The sequence below is a fragment of the Rhodopseudomonas sp. BAL398 genome, assembly GCF_033001325.1.
Taxonomy (GTDB): domain Bacteria; phylum Pseudomonadota; class Alphaproteobacteria; order Rhizobiales; family Xanthobacteraceae; genus JARJEH01.
The window spans coordinates 4,766,457-4,784,239 of sequence record NZ_CP133111.1; the positions used below are offsets into that span (position 1 = coordinate 4,766,457).

The window sequence follows — 17,783 nt, forward strand, 5'->3', positions numbered from 1 at the left end:
CTTCCTTCGGGACGCCGCGCCAAGACGCGCGGCTCTTCAGAGTCTGACTCACAAACCGATCAACACAGCGAGGCCTTTAAGGCCGTCATTGCGAGGAGCTGTTGCGGCGAAGCAATCCAGTCCTTGCTTGGCGCTCCTGGATTGTTTCGCCTTCGGACGGCGCACCGCGCCGGCCTCGGCTCGCAATGACGAATCGGCCTTGATTTATGGAGGCCTTTTTCAGTCAGGCTCTCAGGATGAGGTCGTTGTTTGTCGCAAGGGCATTCAGCCATGACCCCCGAAACGCTGTGGCCCTGGCAGGTCTGGGCGCTGCTGTCGGCGGTGTTCGCAGCAATGACGGCGATCTTCGCCAAGGTCGGGGTCGCCGATATCAATTCGGATCTGGCGACCTTGATCCGGACCATCGTGGTGCTGATGGCGTTGTCGGCGGTGCTGTTCGCCACCGGCCAGTTCGCCGCGCCGGGCCCGATCTCGACCCGGAGCTGGGTGTTTCTGGTGCTCTCCGGGCTCGGCACCGGGGCATCATGGCTGTGCTATTTCCGCGCCCTGAAACTCGGCCCGGCGACGCTGGTGGCGCCGATCGACAAATTGAGCGTGGTGTTCGTGGCGCTGTTCGCCGTGGTGTTTCTCGGTGAACGACCCTCGCTCAATGGCTGGCTCGGCATCGCGCTGATCGCCGCCGGCGCGGTGCTGATCGTGTGGAAGAAATAATTCGGCATCTGCTTGATCCCGCAGGAATCAGCGCCGCGCTCTGCTTCACCTCTCCCATGGGAGAGGTCGGATTGCGAAGCAATCCGGGTGAGGGGTTACAACTTATCGATAGGTATAACCCCCTCACCCCAACCCTCTCCCCATGGGAGAGGGAGCGCGCTGCCGATGAGGCAACGCTACGATCCAAACGGATCCTACACCGCGACCAGCAGCGCCACGCCCACGATGATCAGCGCAATGCCGCTCAACTCGCGTGTCGATAGCGGCTGCTTGAACGAATAATACGCCACGCCCTGGGCGAACAGCACCTCGACCAGCGCCAAGGTGCGGACATTGGCGGCGGCGGTCAGCGCGAAGGCGAGAAACCAGAATTGCGAGGCGAGGGCGCCGACGAAGCCGGCCAGCATCGACGGTTTCCACAGCGCCAGGATGCCGCGCAGCACCTGCGGCGCCCGCGCCAACAGATAGATCGTCAGCACCAGGGTCTGGACGAACAGGGCGAGGACCAGGGTGAAGGACGCCGCGGTAACGAAGCTGACTCCCGGCACCACGATGATGGCGCCGCGGAACCCGACCGCCGACAGCGCGAAGGCGGCGGCGGCGAACAGGCCGAGCAAAGTCGGCTTCAGGCTGACGAAACCCTTTTCGGCGCCCGGCCGCAGCGCGGTGACGACGACGCCGAAGGTGGCGATCAGGATCGCCACCACCTTCAGCGCGGTGAGGTGGTCGCCGAGAAACACGAAGCCGAAGATCGCGGTCTGGATCGCCTCGGTCTTGAGATAGGCCGTGGTCACCACGAAGGAGCGGTCGTTCATCGCCGCCAGCATCAGCCCGGTGGCGAGGATCTGCGACAGCGCGCCGAGCAGCAGCCATGGCCAGAACGCCACAGGCGGCGTCGGCAGCGCGTCGCCGGTGGCGACGATCACCACGGCGAAAAACACGATCGAGAACGGAAAGCCGAACAGAAAGCGGATATTGGTGGCGCCCCAGGTGCCGAGCGGCCTGGTCAGCTGTCGCTGCATCGCGTTGCGGGCGACCTGGCCCAGCGCGGCGACGATGGTGAAGGGAATCCAGAGCGAAGCGATGCTGTACATGGGTGAGGATGAACCGGCAGGGGAAAGCGCGCGGCACCGTGACCGCCGCGACGGCCGCGGTCAACCAAAGCCGCGTCATGACAGGATTGCGGGCCCCGGCCGCGCGCTTTGCCGCGATGACGGGCGCCGGATTAGGCGCTAGAGTTCGCCCTGGTCAACCGGAGACGGGCTGCCATGCTGCGATACGTCACCGCCGTCATAGCCGTTTTGGGCGCGCTGATCGGGTCGGCCGCGGCGCAGGATGCCGCGGTCGGCAGCCAGTGCCTGGCGATGGCCCAGGCGCCGCCGCGCGCCATCCCGGTGGCGCTGCGCCGCACCGCCGCCAAACCCGACGAGGTCACCATCACCTATGCGGGGCATGCGACCTATCTGATCGACACCCCGGGCGGGATCCGGATCGCCACCGACTATAACGGCCACTACGATCTCGGCCGACTGCCTGACGTGGTCACCATGAACCGCGCCCACAGCTCGCACTACACGCTGTTTCCTGATCCGGGCATCGCCCATGTGCTGCGCGGCTGGGGCGACGACGGTCGGCCGGCGCGGATCAAGGAGCGGATCGGCGACGTGCTGATCCGCAACGTCACCACCGACATCCGCCCCTATATGAGCGCCGACGGCGCCGACGCGCTGATCAAGGACGGCAATTCGATCTTCATCTTCGAGGTCGCCGGGCTGTGCATCGGCCATCTCGGCCATCTGCATCATAAACTCGACGACAGCCATTTCGCCGCGATCGGCAGGCTCGATATCCTGATGGTGCCGATCGACGGCAGCTACACGATGTCGTTGGACGGCGTATCCGAGATCACCAAGCGGCTGCGCGCCTCGGTGGTGCTGCCGATGCATCGCTTCATGACGCCGCTCGACGACTTCATGCGCCGGATCGGCCGGGACTTTGCGATCGACGTCCGCCCCGATCGCGCCTTGACGATCTCGTTGGGCACGCTGCCGCGCACGCCGACGGTGATCATTCTCGACGGCGTGTGAATCCGCGTAGCAGCGCCGTATAGCCGGCGTCTGACGCCCGGCTCACACGGTCGAGATTGTTGCGATCCCATCGGCCAAACTACGTATATTTACTGAGGTGCGAGGTTAACGTTCCGGAAGTTGTTAAGGATTATGTTCGCCGCGCGGCATCAGGGATGCGGCAATATTGTTCTGGCTGGCGCGTCCTGCCCGATGCGAGATTAATTGGTGAGTATCCGTCTTCGCCTATCGTTGCTGGTGTTAGGGTCGGCGCTGTTGCCCGCCTTGTTCCTCGGCTGGCAATATTTTCAGGACCGCGGCAGGGCGATCGAACTCGCGGTGGGTAGTCTGGCTCGGTTGGCGGGCAACGTCGCGGTGAATCTCGACGCCAGGATCCAAGGCACCAGCCAATTGCATTTCGGCCTGGCGGAGGCCCGCGATCTGGCCTTCAGTGACAAGGCCGCATGCTCCGCATTCTTGTCCGACGTGCTGGCGAAGAACCCGCAATTCACTGAAATTTTGACGGTCGACCCCGACGGCAAGCTGTTCTGCGACTCGCTGCAGAGCGGGCGAGTGCTGGATCTAAGCGATCGCAGCTACTTCAAGCGCGCGCTCGAGACGACCGATGCCGTCATCGTGGAGCCGGCGTTGGGTCGTCTCACCGGCGCGCCGGTGTTGCAAATCGCCTATCCGGCACGCAACGCGCTGGGGCAGCTGCGGTTCGTCCTGGTGGCGGCGCTCGACCTCGATAAATTCATGGCAGCGCAGGCGGTGCATATTCCGGGCAACGTCGATGTCGTGCTTGCCGACGACAACGGCAGAGTATTCGGCGTTACATCGCCGCAATCCCGAGTTCGGCAGCAAGACAGCCTGGCCAATATGGCGCTGTTGCGGTTCGCCGCCGGCACGGATCGCGGCACCACGGAGCTGATCGACGCCGCTGGTGACACCGAGGTCTGGGCGGTGGCGCACGCCGCCAAGGCCGGCCGCAACGGTGTGCATATCCTGGCCGGCTGGGCCAAGTCGGAGCTGGCCGCGGACGCCAACCGGCGCTTCGCCGAGGAGGTGTCGGTTCTGGTTGGTCTGTCGATCTTATTGTGCGGCGGGGCCTGGCTGCTCGCCGATCGCGGTATCCGTTTTCAGATCGGCCGAGTGTCGACGATGGCCGAACGGCTTGGCGCCGGTGAGCTCGGCGCGCGGATCTCGCCGCCTTATCCGGGCGGAGAACTAGGTCATCTGATGACCGTGCTCAATGGCACGGCGGCGTCGCTCCAATCCCAGCGCCACGACATCGAGGACCTCAATCGGAAGCTGCGTCACGCCAAGGAGTTGGAGGCTCAGGAAAAGCAGCGGCTCGACCACGCCGTGAGCAACATCATTCAGGGCTTGCTGCTGTTCGACGGCGAGGAGCGGCTCGCCGTGGTCAATCAGCGCTATATCGAGATGTTCGGGCTGTCGCCGGACGTCGTGAAGCCGGGCTGCAGCTTCCGCGAGCTGATCGCGCATCGCAAGGCGGTCGGATCGTTGACGGGCGACGTCGACGATTATTGTGACTCGATCCGGCGCAAGGTCGCGCTGGGCAAAGTGAGCCGAGTCAACCTCGAGGACAGCGACGGGCGCTTGATCCAGATTCTCAACCAGCCGCTGCCGGGCGGCGGTTGGATGACGACCATGGAGGACATCACCCAGCGCCGGGCCGACGAAGAGCGGATCATCCACATGGCGCATTATGATGCGCTGACCGACCTGCCGAACCGGACGCTGTTTCGCGAGCGGCTCGATATCGCGCTGCAGGCGATGGAGCCTGGCGCCGAACTGGCCGTGCTCTATATCGACATCGATCAGTTCAAGACGATCAACGACTCGCTCGGGCATCCGATCGGCGATGAATTGCTGAAGGCGGTGGCCGGCCGGTTGCGCAATTGTCTCGGCGCGGCGGATTTCGCCGCGCGAATCGGTGGCGACGAATTCGCCATCATCCAGACCGGTGCGCACCACCGCGCCGACACGACGGATCTTGTCGGGCAAATCTACCAGACCATCCGCGAGCCGTTCGAATGCACCGGCCACCTGGTCACCACCGACGCCAGCATCGGAATCGCGGTAGCGCCGCACGATGGCATGGACATCGATCAATTGCTGAAGAACGCCGACCTGGCGATGTATGCGGCCAAGGCCGATGGTCGGCGCACCTACCGTTTCTTCGAGACCGCGATGGAGGCCCGCGCCAAGGCGCAGCGCGCGTTGGAGATGGATTTGCGCACGGCGATCGCCGATGGCGGCCTGGAGATTCAATACCAGCCGCTGGTCGATCTGGGGAGCAACGAGGTCAGCGGCTGCGAGGCGCTGCTGCGTTGGAATCATCCGCAGCGCGGGCCGATTTCGCCGGCCGACTTTATCCCGGTCGCCGAGGAGACCGGGCTGATCAATCCGCTCGGCGAATGGGTGCTGACCGAGGCCTGTACCAAAGCCGCCACCTGGCCGGACGACGTCAGGGTCGCGGTCAATGTTTCGCCGGTGCAGTTTCGCAATCAGGCCTTTGCATTGAAGGTCGCCGTCGCGCTCGCCAATTCCGGCCTTCCGCCGCGACGGCTGGAGTTGGAAATCACCGAGGCGGTGCTGATTCGCGACGACGAGGTCGCGCTCGAAATGCTGCATCAGCTGCGCGCATTGGGCGTCCGCATCGCGCTCGACGATTTCGGCACCGGCTATTCCTCGCTCAGCTATCTGCAGCGCTTTCCGTTCGACAAGATCAAGATCGACCGCTGTTTCGTCACCGATATCACCGAGGCCGGCGGCTCGTCCTGCATCGTGCAGGCCGTCGTCAACATCGCCACCGCGCGCAACATGACGACGGTCGCCGAGGGCGTCGAGACCGAGCAGCAGCGCATCGAGCTGCGCAAGCTCGGTTGCACCGAAATGCAGGGCTATCTATTCAGCCCGGCGGTGCCCGCCGCGGCCATCGCCAAGCTCTTTGCGCGGCGCGGTCAAGCTGCGGCCGGCCGGGCATAGCGCCGCGGCTCGAGGGGCGATGGTTTCTCATAGGGCAGCCGTCAGGCGAGTTGAGTTGTCTCATCGATCATCAGGCGCGGTCATTCCGGCGCGGGAGCCAAAGGGATGAGCGAATCCGATACGTGAGGATGGCAGTGAACCGAGCGAGATTCCGGGTTCGCTCGCAGCAAAGCTGCTCGCGCCCCGGAATGACGGTCGTCATAGTTTGACGCGAATCCGCGGGCCTTGCCGGTCTTATGCCAACGGATTTTGCCGTTGACTCATCAATCTGGTCATGCCCGGCACGAGGCCGGGCTAGACGAACGAAAGGCAAGGACTGTTGCTATTAGCCGGCGCCCTCGGCGACCACCATGTAGTTCACATCCATGTCGGACGAGATGCTCCAGCGGTCGCCGAGCGGGTTATAGACCACGCCGGCCTGCTCGGTGATCGCCAGCTTGTGGTTCTGCAGATGGCGGGCGAGTTCGGCCGGGGTGACGAATTTGTCCCATTGATGAGTGCCGCGCGGCAGCCAGCGCATCACATATTCGGCGCCGACGATGGCCAGCGCGAAACTCTTCCAGTTCCGGTTCAGGGTCGAGACCACCATCAGCCCGCCGGGCTTCATCATCGTGGCGCAGCGGCCGAGGAACACGCCGACGTCGGTGACGTGTTCGATCACCTCCATCGCCAGCACGATATCGAAGCGCTCGCGCGGGTCGATCTGCTCGATGGTGGTGTTGCGATAGTCGATCGCCAATTGCGACTTGTCGGCGTGCAGCTTGGCGGCGGCAATATTGCTGGCGGACGGGTCGACCCCGACGACCTGGGCGCCGAGCCGTGTGAGCGGCTCGCATAGCAATCCGGCGCCGCAGCCGATGTCGATTATGCGCAGCCCAGACAGGCAGCTCAGGCTCTTGGCGTTGCGTTCGAATTTGCGGCAGGCGGCGTCGCGGATATAGCTCAGCCGCAGCGGATTGATCTTGTGCAGCGGCGCCATCTTGCCCGTCGGATCCCACCATTCGGCCGACAGCCGGGAGAATTTGGCGATTTCGGCGGGATCGACGGTGGAGGCCGGTTCGCCGGAGGGGTTCGATTGGGTTGACATGTGCTGCGCCGTGCTCCTATCGCGCGGTGATTGAATTTCGAAACGAAAGCGGCGAGGCGATGGTGCTGATGGTTTCCTTGCCCTCGCCGACGCCGAGAATTTTCACGTCGCCGTAATTGAGAATGCGGCCGAGGATGCTCTGGTTCACATCGACGCTCTCGACCTTGTCGAGGCTCATTTCGAAAGTCCGGCGTCGGATAAAGCCGGTCTTGTGCACCACCCGCAATGTCGTGACGTCGGTCTCGGTGGTCCAGCGGTGGAACCAGGCTTTCAGCGTCCAGTACAGCGCCATCACGGCGGCCAGCGCGGCGGCCACCAGGCAGACCTGTTGTACGGAATCATTGGCGGTCATGCGCCCCAGCACCAACAAGCCGGCGGCGACGGCCCACAGCACCATTGCCGGGAGATAGAAAATCCAATGCGCATTGGTCGAATACAGCACCTTCTCCCCCGGTTGCAGGATGTCGTCGATATAGCGCCCCATACAGCCTCGATTGCCTCATATTCGGTCGTATGCCGCCGCATCGGCTGCGTTAAGCCAGCCCGGTTGCTTGCCCGCAACCGCGCCGCAATGTATACGCGCCAACGGTGTCCGCGGTCCGCGGATTGCACGATATCATTACTCGTTGTGTTCAGGGATTGCACTATTCGTCATGGGTCGGCTGGTGATGAAATTCGGCGGCACGTCCGTCGCCAATATCGAGCGCATCCGCAACGTCGCGCGGCATGTGAAGCGCGAGGTCGATGCCGGCCACGACGTGGCCGTGGTGGTGTCGGCGATGTCCGGCAAGACCAACGAATTGGTCGAATGGTGCCGCGACGCCTCGCCGCTGCATGACGCGCGCGAATACGACGCCGTGGTGGCGTCGGGCGAGCAGGTCACCTCCGGGCTTCTTGCGATTGCGCTGCAATCGCTCGGCGTTCCGGCGCGGTCCTGGCAGGGCTGGCAGATCCCGATCCGGACCAGCGACGCCCACGCTTCGGCGCGAATTCTCGAAATCGACGGCAGCGAGATCGTCAAGCGCTTTGCCGAGCGCAAGGAGGTCGCGGTGATCGCCGGCTTCCAGGGCATCAACCCGGAGACCGGCCGGATCACCACGCTCGGCCGCGGCGGCTCCGACACCTCGGCGGTGGCGATTGCTGCGGCGCTGAAGGCCGACCGCTGCGACATCTACACCGACGTCGACGGCGTCTACACCACCGACCCGCGAGTGGTGCCGAAGGCGCGCCGGCTCGACAGGATCTCGTTCGAGGAAATGCTGGAACTGGCGTCGCAGGGCGCCAAGGTGCTGCAGGTCCGTTCGGTCGAGCTCGGCATGGTGTACAACATGCCGGTATTCGTCCGCTCCAGTTTCGACAAGCCCGAGGATATCGATCCCTTCGGCACACCGCCCGGCACGCTGATCTGCAGCGAGGAGGAAGTCATGGAAAACCACGTCGTCACCGGCATCGCCTTCTCGAAGGACGAAGCCCAGATCTCGGTACGCCGGATCGAGGACAAGCCGGGCGTCGCGGCCTCGATCTTCGGGCCGCTGGCCGAGGCCAACATCAATGTCGACATGATCGTCCAGAACGTCTCCGAAGACGGCAAGACCACCGATCTGACCTTCACGGTGCCGGCGTCGGACTTCGCCCGCGCCAAGGCGACCATCACGGGCGCTCAGGACAAGATCGGCTATTCCCGGTTCGACAGCGAGACCGATGTCGCCAAAGTGTCGGTGATCGGTTCCGGCATGCGCAGCCATGCAGGCGTCGCGGCCCAGGCCTTCGCGGCGCTGGCCGCCCGAAAAATCAACATCCGGGCCATCACCACTTCGGAAATCAAGTTTTCGGTCCTGATCGACGCCGCCTTTACCGAGCTGGCGGTCCGGACGCTGCATACATTGTACGGTTTGGATCAATCCTAGTAGATTTTCTAATCATTTCAGGCTTGTGCCAGCGGGATGAAGGTTCCGCTGGCAGGCGTTTTGCTTGGCAAATCGAGCGCCAATTCGCTATACGGCCTCAGGGCGAGATGCGCCGGGCTGACGCTTCGCATGGCGAAGCGCGTGCAGGCTTGGTGCGGATCTCGTCTGAATCGTGATTCGGCTGTTTGCCGGGCGGGCCATCCGGCCTAAGACATATCAGTCGTTGTTGAGGCTAAGCGCCGGTGCCAGGAGATCAGGGGCCCGGCCTCGCAGGGGAGATGTCGGCACATGCGGAGCGCGTCGGGAGGCCCCCGCGTCTTGCTGAGACGGCTCCGCGAAACCATGGCGGAGCAGGTCTCCGCCCAGGAGCGCCTCGACAAGATCGTGGTGCTGATCGCCGCCAATATGGTGGCGGAGGTGTGCTCGACCTATGTGCTGCGGGTCGACAATACGCTCGAGCTCTACGCCACCGAGGGCCTCAACCGCGAGGCGGTGCACAGCACCGTCCTGACCGCGCATGAAGGCCTGGTCGGCCTGGTCGCCAGCGAGGCGACGCCGCTGAACCTGTCGGACGCCCAGAGCCATCCGGCGTTCTCGTTCCGCCCGGAGACCGGCGAAGAAATCTATCATTCCTTCCTTGGCGTGCCGATCCTGCGCGCCGGCAATACGCTCGGCGTGCTGGTGGTGCAGAATCGCGCCAAGCGCACTTATGTCGAGGAAGAGGTCGAGGCGCTGCAGACCACCGCGATGGTGCTCGCCGAGATGATCGCCTCCGGCGAATTGTCGGCGCTGGCGCAGCCCGGCGCCGAGCCCGCGGCACGACATCCGATTCACCAATCCGGCGCCATCCTGGCCGACGGCATCGCGCTTGGCCATGTGGTGCTGCACGAACCGCGCGTCGTCATCACCAATTACATCGCCGAGGACCTGCCGAAGGAAATCAAGCGGCTCGATGCCGCGCTGACCAAGCTGCGCGCCGATCTCGACCGCATGCTGGAGCGCGGCGACGTCGCCGAAAGCGGCGAGCACCGCGACGTGCTCGAAGCCTACCGGATGTTCGCCAATGATCATGGCTGGTCGCACAAGCTGCACGAGGCGGTCGCCACCGGCCTCACCGCCGAAGCCGCAGTCGAGCGCGTGCAGTCCGACACCCGCGCCCGGATGCTGCGCTCCACCGATCCCTATCTGCGCGACCGGCTGCACGACCTCGAGGATCTCGGCCATCGGTTGATGCGGCAATTGGTCGGGCAGAATCACGCGCCGTCGCGCGAGCAATTGCCCGACAACGCCATCCTGATCGCGCGCTCGATGGGGCCGGCGGCGCTGCTCGATTACGATCGCAAGCGGCTGCGCGGGCTGGTGCTGGAGGAAGGCACCGCCAATTCCCACGTCTCGATCGTGGCCCGCGCGCTCGGCATCGCGGCGATCGGCGAAGTGCCGAATGCGGTCGGCATTGCCGATCCGGGCGACGCGATCATTGTCGACGCCACCTCCGGCTCGATCTATGTGCGCCCCTCGGCGGAGGTCGAAGCCGCCTATGCCGAGCGGGTCCGGTTCCGGGCGCGGCGTCAGGCGCAATATTCGGCGCTGCGCGACCTGCCCTGCGTCACCCGCGACGGCCGGCCGATCGACCTGATGATCAATGCCGGCCTGATCATCGACCTGCCGCATATCGACGATACCGGCAGTTCCGGCATCGGCCTGTTCCGCACCGAGCTGCAATTCATGGTCGGCCAGAGCCTGCCGCGCTCCTCCGACCAGCTGGCGCTGTATCGCGCGGTGCTGGATGCCGCCGGATCGAAGCCGGTGACGTTCCGCACCCTCGATATCGGCGGCGACAAGGCGCTGCCCTATATGGAGACCGTGGTCGAGGAAAACCCGGCGCTGGGCTGGCGCGCGATCCGGCTCGGGCTGGACCGGCCGGGGTTGCTGCGCAGTCAGGTCCGTGCGCTGCTGCGCGCCGGCGGCGGCCGCGCGCTGCGCATCATGTTTCCGATGATCTCGGAAGTCGCCGAGTTCGACGCCGCCAAGAACATCGTCGAGCGCGAACTGACCTATCTGCGCCAGCACGGCCACACTTTGCCGGAGCGCGTCGATGTCGGCACCATGCTCGAAGTGCCGGCGCTGCTGTATCAGCTCGACGAGCTGCTGAAGAAGGTGGATTTCATCTCGGTCGGCTCCAACGATCTGTTCCAGTTCCTGTTCGCGGTCGACCGCGGAAACCCCAAGGTGGCCGACCGGTTCGACACGCTGTCGGCGCCGATCCTGCGGGCGCTGCGCGACATCGTGCAAAAGGCCGATGCGGCGCGGCGCTCGGTGTCGCTGTGCGGCGAGATGGCGTCGCAGCCGCTGGGCGCGCTGGCGCTGATCGGACTCGGCTACCGGTCGCTGTCGCTGTCGGCGATCGCGCACGGGCCGGTCAAGGCGATGGTGCTCGATCTCGACGCCCGCAAGGCCGAGGATTTGATGGCGCAACTGCTCGACGCGCCCTCGGGCAGCGTCTCGATCCGCAAGACGCTGACGGAATTCGCCGAGGCCGAGGGGCTTTCGTTGTAGCGACGCTGTCGTCGCCCGCTCTCTCCCTTCCGTGATTCGAGATCGCCTCATGTCCACACTGCCTGAAACCAAACTCGACGTCCTGCTGGCCCATCACGCCTCGCTGGAATCCCAATTGCAGGGCCAGGTCAGCGCCGAAAATTTCGTCAAGATGAGCCGCGAACTCGCCGAGCTCAATTCGCTGGTCGAGGCGGTGAAGGCCTATCGCGCCGTCCGCGACGAACTCGGCGACATCGATTCGTTGATCGAGGACCCCGCCACCGAACCTGATATGCGGGCGATGGCGGAGGCCGAACGCGAAGCGCTTGACGCCCATTGCGAGGAGCTGGCGCAGGAAATCCGCGTCGCGCTGTTGCCGAAGGACGCGATGGACGACCGCAACGTGGTGCTGGAAATCCGCGCCGGCACCGGCGGCGACGAAGCCTCGCTGTTCGCCGGCGACCTGTTCCGGATGTACGAGAAGTTCGCTGCCTTGCAGGGCTGGAGCGTCGAGGTGATCTCGGCCTCCGAGGGCACTATGGGCGGCTTCAAGGAAATCATCGCCGAGGTGAAGGGCCGCGGCGCGTTCGCCAAATTGAAATTCGAGTCCGGCGTGCACCGGGTGCAGCGGGTGCCGGACACCGAGACCCAGGGCCGCATCCATACCTCGGCCGCCACCGTGGCGGTGTTGCCCGAGGTCGAGGAGGTCGACGTCGATATCAAGCCCGACGATCTGCGGATCGAGACGATGCGGGCGCAGGGCGCCGGCGGCCAGCACGTCAACAAGACCGAGTCGGCGATCCGCATCACCCATATCCCGACCGGGCTGCAGGTGATGATGCAGGACAGCCGCTCGCAGCACAAGAACCGCGCCTCGGCGATGAACATCCTGCGCTCGCGGATCTATGACGCCGAGCAGCAGCGGATCGATTCGGTGCGCTCCGCCGAACGCAAGGAAAAGGTCGGCACCGGCGACCGCTCTGAGCGGATCCGGACCTATAATTTTCCGCAAGGCCGGGTCACCGATCACCGCATCAACCTGACGCTCTACAAGCTGCCGCAGGTGATCGCCGGCGAGGCGCTGGGCGAGCTGGTCGACGCGCTGACCACCGAGCATCAGGCCGCGCAGCTCGCCGCCCAGGGCAACGCGGCGTGAACGCTGGCGAGCTTTTCGCCGGCGCCACGATCGACACCGCGCGTCGCGCTTTGACCGCGCGCTTCAAGACCCATGACATCGACTCCGCCGAGCTCGATGCGCGGCTGTTGGTCGGCGCGGCGCTGGGGCTCGATCTCACCGGGCTGATCGTTGCCGCGGCGCGGGTGCTGACGCCCGACGAAGCGGATCGGCTGGCGGCATTGGCGAAGCGACGGCTGGCCGGCGAGCCGGTGGCGCGGATCCTCGGGGTCAGGGAGTTCTGGGGCTTGCCGCTGCACCTATCCGCCGAGACGCTGGTGCCGCGGCCCGATACCGAGACCGTGGTCGAGGCGGCGCTCGACGTGTTGCGCGCCCGGCCGGCGGGCGGGCCGATCGTGCTCGCCGATATCGGCACCGGCTCCGGCGCGATCCTGCTGGCGCTGCTGACCGAATGGCCGGCCGCCTTCGGCATCGGCACCGACATCAGCCTCTCGGCGCTGCGCACCGCGCAGGCCAATGCCGTAAGCCTCGGCTTGGCCAACCGCGCCGGCTTCGTCGCCTGCGATTTCTGCGCGGCGCTGTCCGGCGGCTTCGATCTGATCGTCTCCAACCCGCCCTATATCAGCAGCCGTGAGATCGCTTCGCTGGCCACCGAGGTTCGCGACCACGATCCGCTGCGCGCGCTCGATGGCGGCGCCGACGGGCTGGACGCCTATCGCCAGATCGTTCCCGAGGCGGCGCGGCGGCTGTCTCCCGGCGGCGCGTTGGTGGTCGAGATCGGGCAGGGCCAGGGGCAGGACGTGGGCGCCCTGATGGCGGCCGCGGGGTTGACCGTCGTCGAGCCACCCAGGCCCGATTTGTCAGGCATTTTCCGGGCCGTCACCGGATGGAAACCGTCCCCGTAATGTTCGAATTGACTGCAGAAATCGCTTGGAATATCGACGCAGAGCGACTACGTTCCGCCCAAGACATTGGTCCAGGGTGGCTGGCCCCGCATAAAGTGCGGGCTAAGACCAGCGTTCTCAAGCGAGAAACCCCTGATTGAAAGGTTCCAACTGGCAGGTTGTAGCGCGCGCGATGGCTGAGAGAGCTGCGCCGCTGGTGACCGCGAAGCGAACGAAAGCCCGATTTGCGCTTGAAGCACTCACGCGAGAGAATCTGAGTCCGTCTTGATGGACTCGATGGTGGTCCGGCCAGCGCGGCACAGTGCTCGCTGGCGGTTGGGGAACGCGTCTTGTCGAACGCGACGTGCGACACATCGGTACGGAGTTGAGCTTACGATTCGGAGGCGCGCGATCTGTCGCGCGTCGGGCACGGCTATGCGATAGCAATCTGGGGTTGGTAAAAAGGTAAGTCATGAGAAACGGTCAGAACAATAACAACAAGCGGCTGCGAAACCGAAACAACAACAGCAACAATAACAACAACAATAACAACAATAATCGGCGCGGCCAGAACCCGATGACACGGGTGTTCGAATCGAACGGACCGGATATCAAGATCCGCGGCACCGCCTCCCACGTCGCTGAGAAATACGTCCAGCTGGCTCGCGACGCCCGCAGCTCCGGCGATCCGGTCGCGGCGGAAAATTACTACCAGCACGCCGAACACTACTTTCGGCTGATCGCCGCGGCCCAGGAGCAGTTTCGCCAGAACCTGCCGCAGCAGCGCAGCGAAAACGAAATGGCCGACGATGGCAGTGGCGACGACGAGAGCGAGAGCTACTCGAATTTCGGCGCCGAGCCCGGCCTGGTCCCGGTGCCGCCGCAGCCCTTCGTGGCGCGCGAACCGCAGCGCGAGCAGCCGCAATATCAGCCGCGCGAGCCGCGCGAACAGCAGCCGCGGGAGCAGCGTGAGCATCAACCGCGCGAGCCGCGCGACCACCAGCCGCGCGAACATCGCGAACCTCGGCCGCAGCCGCAACCGCAACCGCAATTTCAGCCGCAGCCGCAGCCGGTGATCCCGGTGACCGATAGCGTCGATCGGCTGCCGTCCTTCATCACCGGGCCGCAGCCGCAGATCAGCCCGGCGGCATTCGAGGGTGGTGGCGAACGCTTTCCCCCGCGCCGCCGTCGCCGGCCGCATGCGCCGCGTCCGGATGGGGTGGCCGCACCGGCCCCGGCCGCGCCGAGCGACGATTTCAATCCCGGCAACGAGTAAGGGTTTTCCCGACCGCGACGCTCAGCGCGGCAGCCCGTTGATATCGCCGTCGTCGGTCTGCATCGGCGACGGCACCAGTGCCGGGTCGAGCGCCGGAATCAGCCTGGTGCGCTCACGGCGCACCGGGATCGCCCGATAGACCTGCTTGGTCGCCTCGACGATATGGACGCCCGCGAAAGGCAGCGACATCGCGCCGCCGACCCGCTCCCATGCGGGCGCCGAGCGCAACAGCCAGCCTTGCGCGATCGGCGGCACGAACAGCGCCTCGCCCCAGGCCGCCGGCGTGAACCAGGTTCGCCGCAGCAGCTGCGCGATTTGCAAGCGCGAATAGGGCCGGCCATGGCCGAACGGCGTATTGTCGGTGCGGGCCCAGATGCCGCGGCGGTTGGGAACGATCGCCAACAGCCGACCCGACGGCGCCAGCACCCGCCAGACCTCGCGCAACAGCCCGTCCGGATCGTCCGACATTTCCAGCGAATGCACCAGCACGATGCGGTCGACCGCGGCGTCCGGCAGCGGGAAGGTGCGTTCCTCGACCAGCGCCGACAGCGTCGGGCGCGCGGTCGGCCATTTCAGCACGCCTTGCGCCGCCGGCATGAAGGCGATGCAGCGTTCGCTGTCGCGGAACAGGCCCAGATAGGGGGTCGGATAGCCGAGCCCAAGCACGCGCTGGCCGCGCGCATCGGGCCAGCGCGCCGCGATCCCGCGATTGATGATCCGCCGCGCCACCACACCGAGGCGTTTGGAATAGAAATCGCGCAGTTCGGTCACATCCATTGTCATGGAATCGATTCTATCATGCCGGCCGATGTTCCGCCAAAGCACTGAGGCCGCTTGCCGCGCTAGGCTTAACCCCATATTGCAGGCACAGCGCGCCGATACCGCCGCCTATACCGATCGATGGAGAGCCCATGTCCGCCGAGATCCGCCTGTTCACCTGCCTGTCCGACAATTTCGGCTATCTGGTCCATGACACCGAAACCGGCGCCACGGCCTCGATCGACGCGCCCGAGGCCGGCCCGATCATCGCGGCGCTCGAGCAGGAAGGCTGGACGCTGACGGATATTCTGGTGACCCACCACCATGCCGATCATGTCGGCGGCGTCGCCGAACTGAAACAGAAATACGATTGCCGCGTCGTTGCGCCGCACGACGCCAAGGCCAAGATCGCGCTGGTCGATCTGCGGGTGAAGGAGGGCGACATTGTGCAGATCGGCGCGCTGTCGGCGCGGGTGCTGGAAACTCCCGGCCACACGCTCGATCACGTCAGCTATGTGTTCGACGAGGCCTGCGCGCTGTTCGCCGCCGACACCCTGTTCTCGATCGGCTGCGGCCGGGTGTTCGAAGGCAGCTATCCGATGATGTGGGACTCGCTGCTGAAGCTGCGCGCGCTGCCGGACGATTACCGGCTGTATTGCGGCCATGAATACACCGTCGCCAACGTCAAATTCGCCCTCACCATCGAGCCGAACAACGAGGCGCTGCTGGCCCGCGCCAGGCAGGTCGAGGATCAACGCCAGGCCGAGCAGCCGACGGTGCCGACCATGCTGGGCGACGAGAAGCGGGCCAATGTGTTCCTGCGCGCCGATGTGCCATCGGTCGCGGCCGCGCTCGGCCTTTCCGGCAAGGACGCCGCCGAGGTGTTCGGCGAGCTGCGCGAGCGCAAGAACCACTCGTGAGGCTGCCGATGCCGACCGCCACAGAGGTGATCGCGCAACTCGGGCTGCAACCGCATCCCGAGGGCGGGCATTTTCGCGAGACTTTTCGCGATGCCCGCCGCGACGCCGATGGCCGCAGCGCCTCGACGGCGATCTATTTCCTGCTGGCCAAAGGCGAGCGCTCGCATTGGCACCGCATCGATGCGGTCGAGATCTGGCACTATTACGCGGGCGCCGCGCTGGCGCTGCGGATCGCCGACGAGGCCGGGCCGCGCGAGCTGCGGCTCGGCCCCGATCTGGCCGCCGGCGAATTGCCGCAAGCGATCGTGCCGCCGCACGCCTGGCAGGCCGCGACCAGCAGCGGCGACTGGACCCTGGTCGGCTGCACCGTGGCGCCGGGCTTCGATTTCGCGGCGTTTGAGTTGGCGCCGAAGGACTGGGCGCCAAGCCCCTGAGAGTCTGACTGAAAAAGAAACCACTGAAATCAGGCTTGATTTGTCATTGCGAGCCGAGGCCGGCGCGTAGCGCCGTCCGAAAGCGAAGCAATCCAGGGGCGCCAAGCAAGGACTGGATTGCTTCGTCGCAAGTGCTCCTCGCAATGACGACCTTGAAGCCTTGATTCTGTTGATCGCTTTTTTTGTCAGACTCTGAGGCCCCTCACTATCAGCCGGTCATTCCGGGGCGCTCTCATGGCGCGTCCTAGCGCCATGAGAGCGAACCCGGAATCTCGCGGCCCGGCCAAGCGCTCATCGCCCCTTCGCAAGATTCCGGGTTCGCTCGCAGCTGAGGCTGCGCGCGCCCCGGAATGACGCGCGCGGGTGATGCGAGTCGGCGGATGACGCTGCGTGCTCAAACGTCCGATGCAAATGTCAAACAGCCACGCGCCAGCGTTCTCGCGCGCCATGCGCGAGGGAAGCTGTTAGTTCCCCCTCGCGATGAGGGGGACGGAGCGCCGCAAGGCGCAACCTTTGTTCAGTGGCGCGGCCCGCGTGACGTCAGCGACGGCGACACCCGAACCACGCACGCCTTGCGGCGCTCCATCGCGGGATTTACGATCCCAGGACCGTGCTTCCGGGGGCAGGCGCGATGCCGTTGCACCGCTGATCCCGGCGGATTTCCCGCCGTTCACCTGTCCCGCGTCCAGCCAACTAACAAGTGGCAGAGCCCCGTATTAGGCCCGGACGGTGACCCAGGACCTCCCGGACGCGTGGTTGCGAGCCACGACGCGCAGGACGCCGCACCCCCACTCCACCTCAAGAGCGCCCTCGAGAAGCGCCCCTCATGAGCGAGGGCAGGGAGATGATAATCGAGGTTTGGGGAGCGGGGATAAGCAAGGCGAGATTTTTTCAAACAGCACGGATCGGCGGCGGCATTCTTGGTGTCAGTCGCGCTAGGCCTGTGGCTCCCCCACCCGACTCGGCATCGCTGCGCTCGCCGAGCCACCCTCCCCACAAGGGGGGAGGGAGCAGAGGTGCGGCGCTCGCTAGTTATTGCTAGCAGGGCGGCCGCAAG

The 17,783-nt window shown here is 65.3% G+C and carries 14 protein-coding genes; 10 read left to right on the forward strand and 4 right to left on the reverse strand.

The features are described 5' to 3' along the window. Nucleotides 1-270 precede the first annotated feature (270 nt). On the forward strand, nucleotides 271-711 hold the full coding sequence (locus tag RBJ75_RS22450) for an EamA family transporter (RefSeq protein WP_044417252.1): 441 nt from the start codon (nucleotides 271-273) through the stop codon (nucleotides 709-711). A gap of 194 nt (nucleotides 712-905) precedes the next feature. Here the strand turns inward: RBJ75_RS22450 and RBJ75_RS22455 are convergent, their stop codons facing one another. Continuing rightward, nucleotides 906-1,805 (reverse strand): EamA family transporter, encoded by a 900-nt coding sequence (locus RBJ75_RS22455; RefSeq protein WP_044411528.1) that lies wholly within the window; start codon nucleotides 1,803-1,805, stop codon nucleotides 906-908. 174 nt (nucleotides 1,806-1,979) lie between these two features. Between RBJ75_RS22455 and RBJ75_RS22460 the strand changes: the two genes are divergently transcribed. Both RBJ75_RS22460 and RBJ75_RS22465 read left to right on the forward strand, forming a co-directional pair. Further along, nucleotides 1,980-2,798 (forward strand): MBL fold metallo-hydrolase, encoded by an 819-nt coding sequence (locus RBJ75_RS22460; RefSeq protein ID WP_044411531.1) that lies wholly within the window; start codon nucleotides 1,980-1,982, stop codon nucleotides 2,796-2,798. A gap of 207 nt (nucleotides 2,799-3,005) precedes the next feature. Next, the gene (locus tag RBJ75_RS22465) at nucleotides 3,006-5,789 is read left to right on the forward strand and encodes an EAL domain-containing protein (protein WP_234707417.1); all 2,784 of its coding nucleotides are present in this window, start codon (nucleotides 3,006-3,008) and stop codon (nucleotides 5,787-5,789) included. A gap of 325 nt (nucleotides 5,790-6,114) precedes the next feature. Here RBJ75_RS22465 and ubiG read toward each other — a convergent pair whose 3' ends face one another. After that, on the reverse strand, nucleotides 6,115-6,876 hold the full coding sequence (gene ubiG, locus RBJ75_RS22470; RefSeq protein WP_044406355.1) for a bifunctional 2-polyprenyl-6-hydroxyphenol methylase/3-demethylubiquinol 3-O-methyltransferase UbiG: 762 nt from the start codon (nucleotides 6,874-6,876) through the stop codon (nucleotides 6,115-6,117). 16 nt (nucleotides 6,877-6,892) lie between these two features. Next, nucleotides 6,893-7,360 (reverse strand): PH domain-containing protein, encoded by a 468-nt coding sequence (locus RBJ75_RS22475; protein ID WP_044406352.1) that lies wholly within the window; start codon nucleotides 7,358-7,360, stop codon nucleotides 6,893-6,895. Between the two features lie 169 nt (nucleotides 7,361-7,529). On the opposite strand from RBJ75_RS22475, the gene RBJ75_RS22480 reads away from it, so the two are divergent. From RBJ75_RS22480 to RBJ75_RS22500, 5 genes are all read left to right on the forward strand, one after another. Beyond that, nucleotides 7,530-8,783 (forward strand): aspartate kinase, encoded by a 1,254-nt coding sequence (locus tag RBJ75_RS22480; protein WP_044406349.1) that lies wholly within the window; start codon nucleotides 7,530-7,532, stop codon nucleotides 8,781-8,783. Between the two features lie 288 nt (nucleotides 8,784-9,071). Beyond that, nucleotides 9,072-11,339 carry a phosphoenolpyruvate--protein phosphotransferase gene (gene ptsP, locus RBJ75_RS22485; RefSeq protein WP_044406345.1) on the forward strand — a complete coding sequence of 756 codons (2,268 nt, stop codon included), beginning with the start codon at nucleotides 9,072-9,074 and terminating at the stop codon, nucleotides 11,337-11,339. Nucleotides 11,340-11,388: 49 nt separating this feature from the next. Further along, a complete protein-coding gene (gene prfA / locus RBJ75_RS22490; protein WP_044406342.1) occupies nucleotides 11,389-12,474 on the forward strand; it encodes a peptide chain release factor 1 in 1,086 nt (361 codons plus the stop codon). After that, complete coding sequence (prmC, locus tag RBJ75_RS22495; protein WP_044406339.1) at nucleotides 12,471-13,358, forward strand: peptide chain release factor N(5)-glutamine methyltransferase; 888 nt, start codon at nucleotides 12,471-12,473, stop codon at nucleotides 13,356-13,358. Before prfA ends, prmC begins: the two co-directional genes overlap by 4 nt. A 451-nt stretch (nucleotides 13,359-13,809) precedes the next feature. Beyond that, the gene (locus RBJ75_RS22500) at nucleotides 13,810-14,613 is read left to right on the forward strand and encodes a DUF4167 domain-containing protein (protein WP_044406336.1); all 804 of its coding nucleotides are present in this window, start codon (nucleotides 13,810-13,812) and stop codon (nucleotides 14,611-14,613) included. 21 nt (nucleotides 14,614-14,634) lie between these two features. Here the strand turns inward: RBJ75_RS22500 and RBJ75_RS22505 are convergent, their stop codons facing one another. Further along, nucleotides 14,635-15,390, reverse strand: coding sequence for a class I SAM-dependent methyltransferase (locus RBJ75_RS22505; protein ID WP_044406333.1), 756 nt, complete (start codon nucleotides 15,388-15,390; stop codon nucleotides 14,635-14,637). A 134-nt stretch (nucleotides 15,391-15,524) separates the two neighbouring features. Between RBJ75_RS22505 and gloB the strand changes: the two genes are divergently transcribed. Together gloB and RBJ75_RS22515 are read left to right on the forward strand one after the other, a co-directional pair. Then, nucleotides 15,525-16,292 (forward strand): hydroxyacylglutathione hydrolase, encoded by a 768-nt coding sequence (gene gloB, locus RBJ75_RS22510; RefSeq protein ID WP_044406330.1) that lies wholly within the window; start codon nucleotides 15,525-15,527, stop codon nucleotides 16,290-16,292. Nucleotides 16,293-16,300: 8 nt separating this feature from the next. Then, nucleotides 16,301-16,726: a cupin domain-containing protein gene (locus RBJ75_RS22515; protein ID WP_044406358.1), complete on the forward strand. Its 426-nt coding sequence runs from the start codon at nucleotides 16,301-16,303 to the stop codon at nucleotides 16,724-16,726. The last annotated feature ends 1,057 nt before the right edge of the window (nucleotides 16,727-17,783 follow it).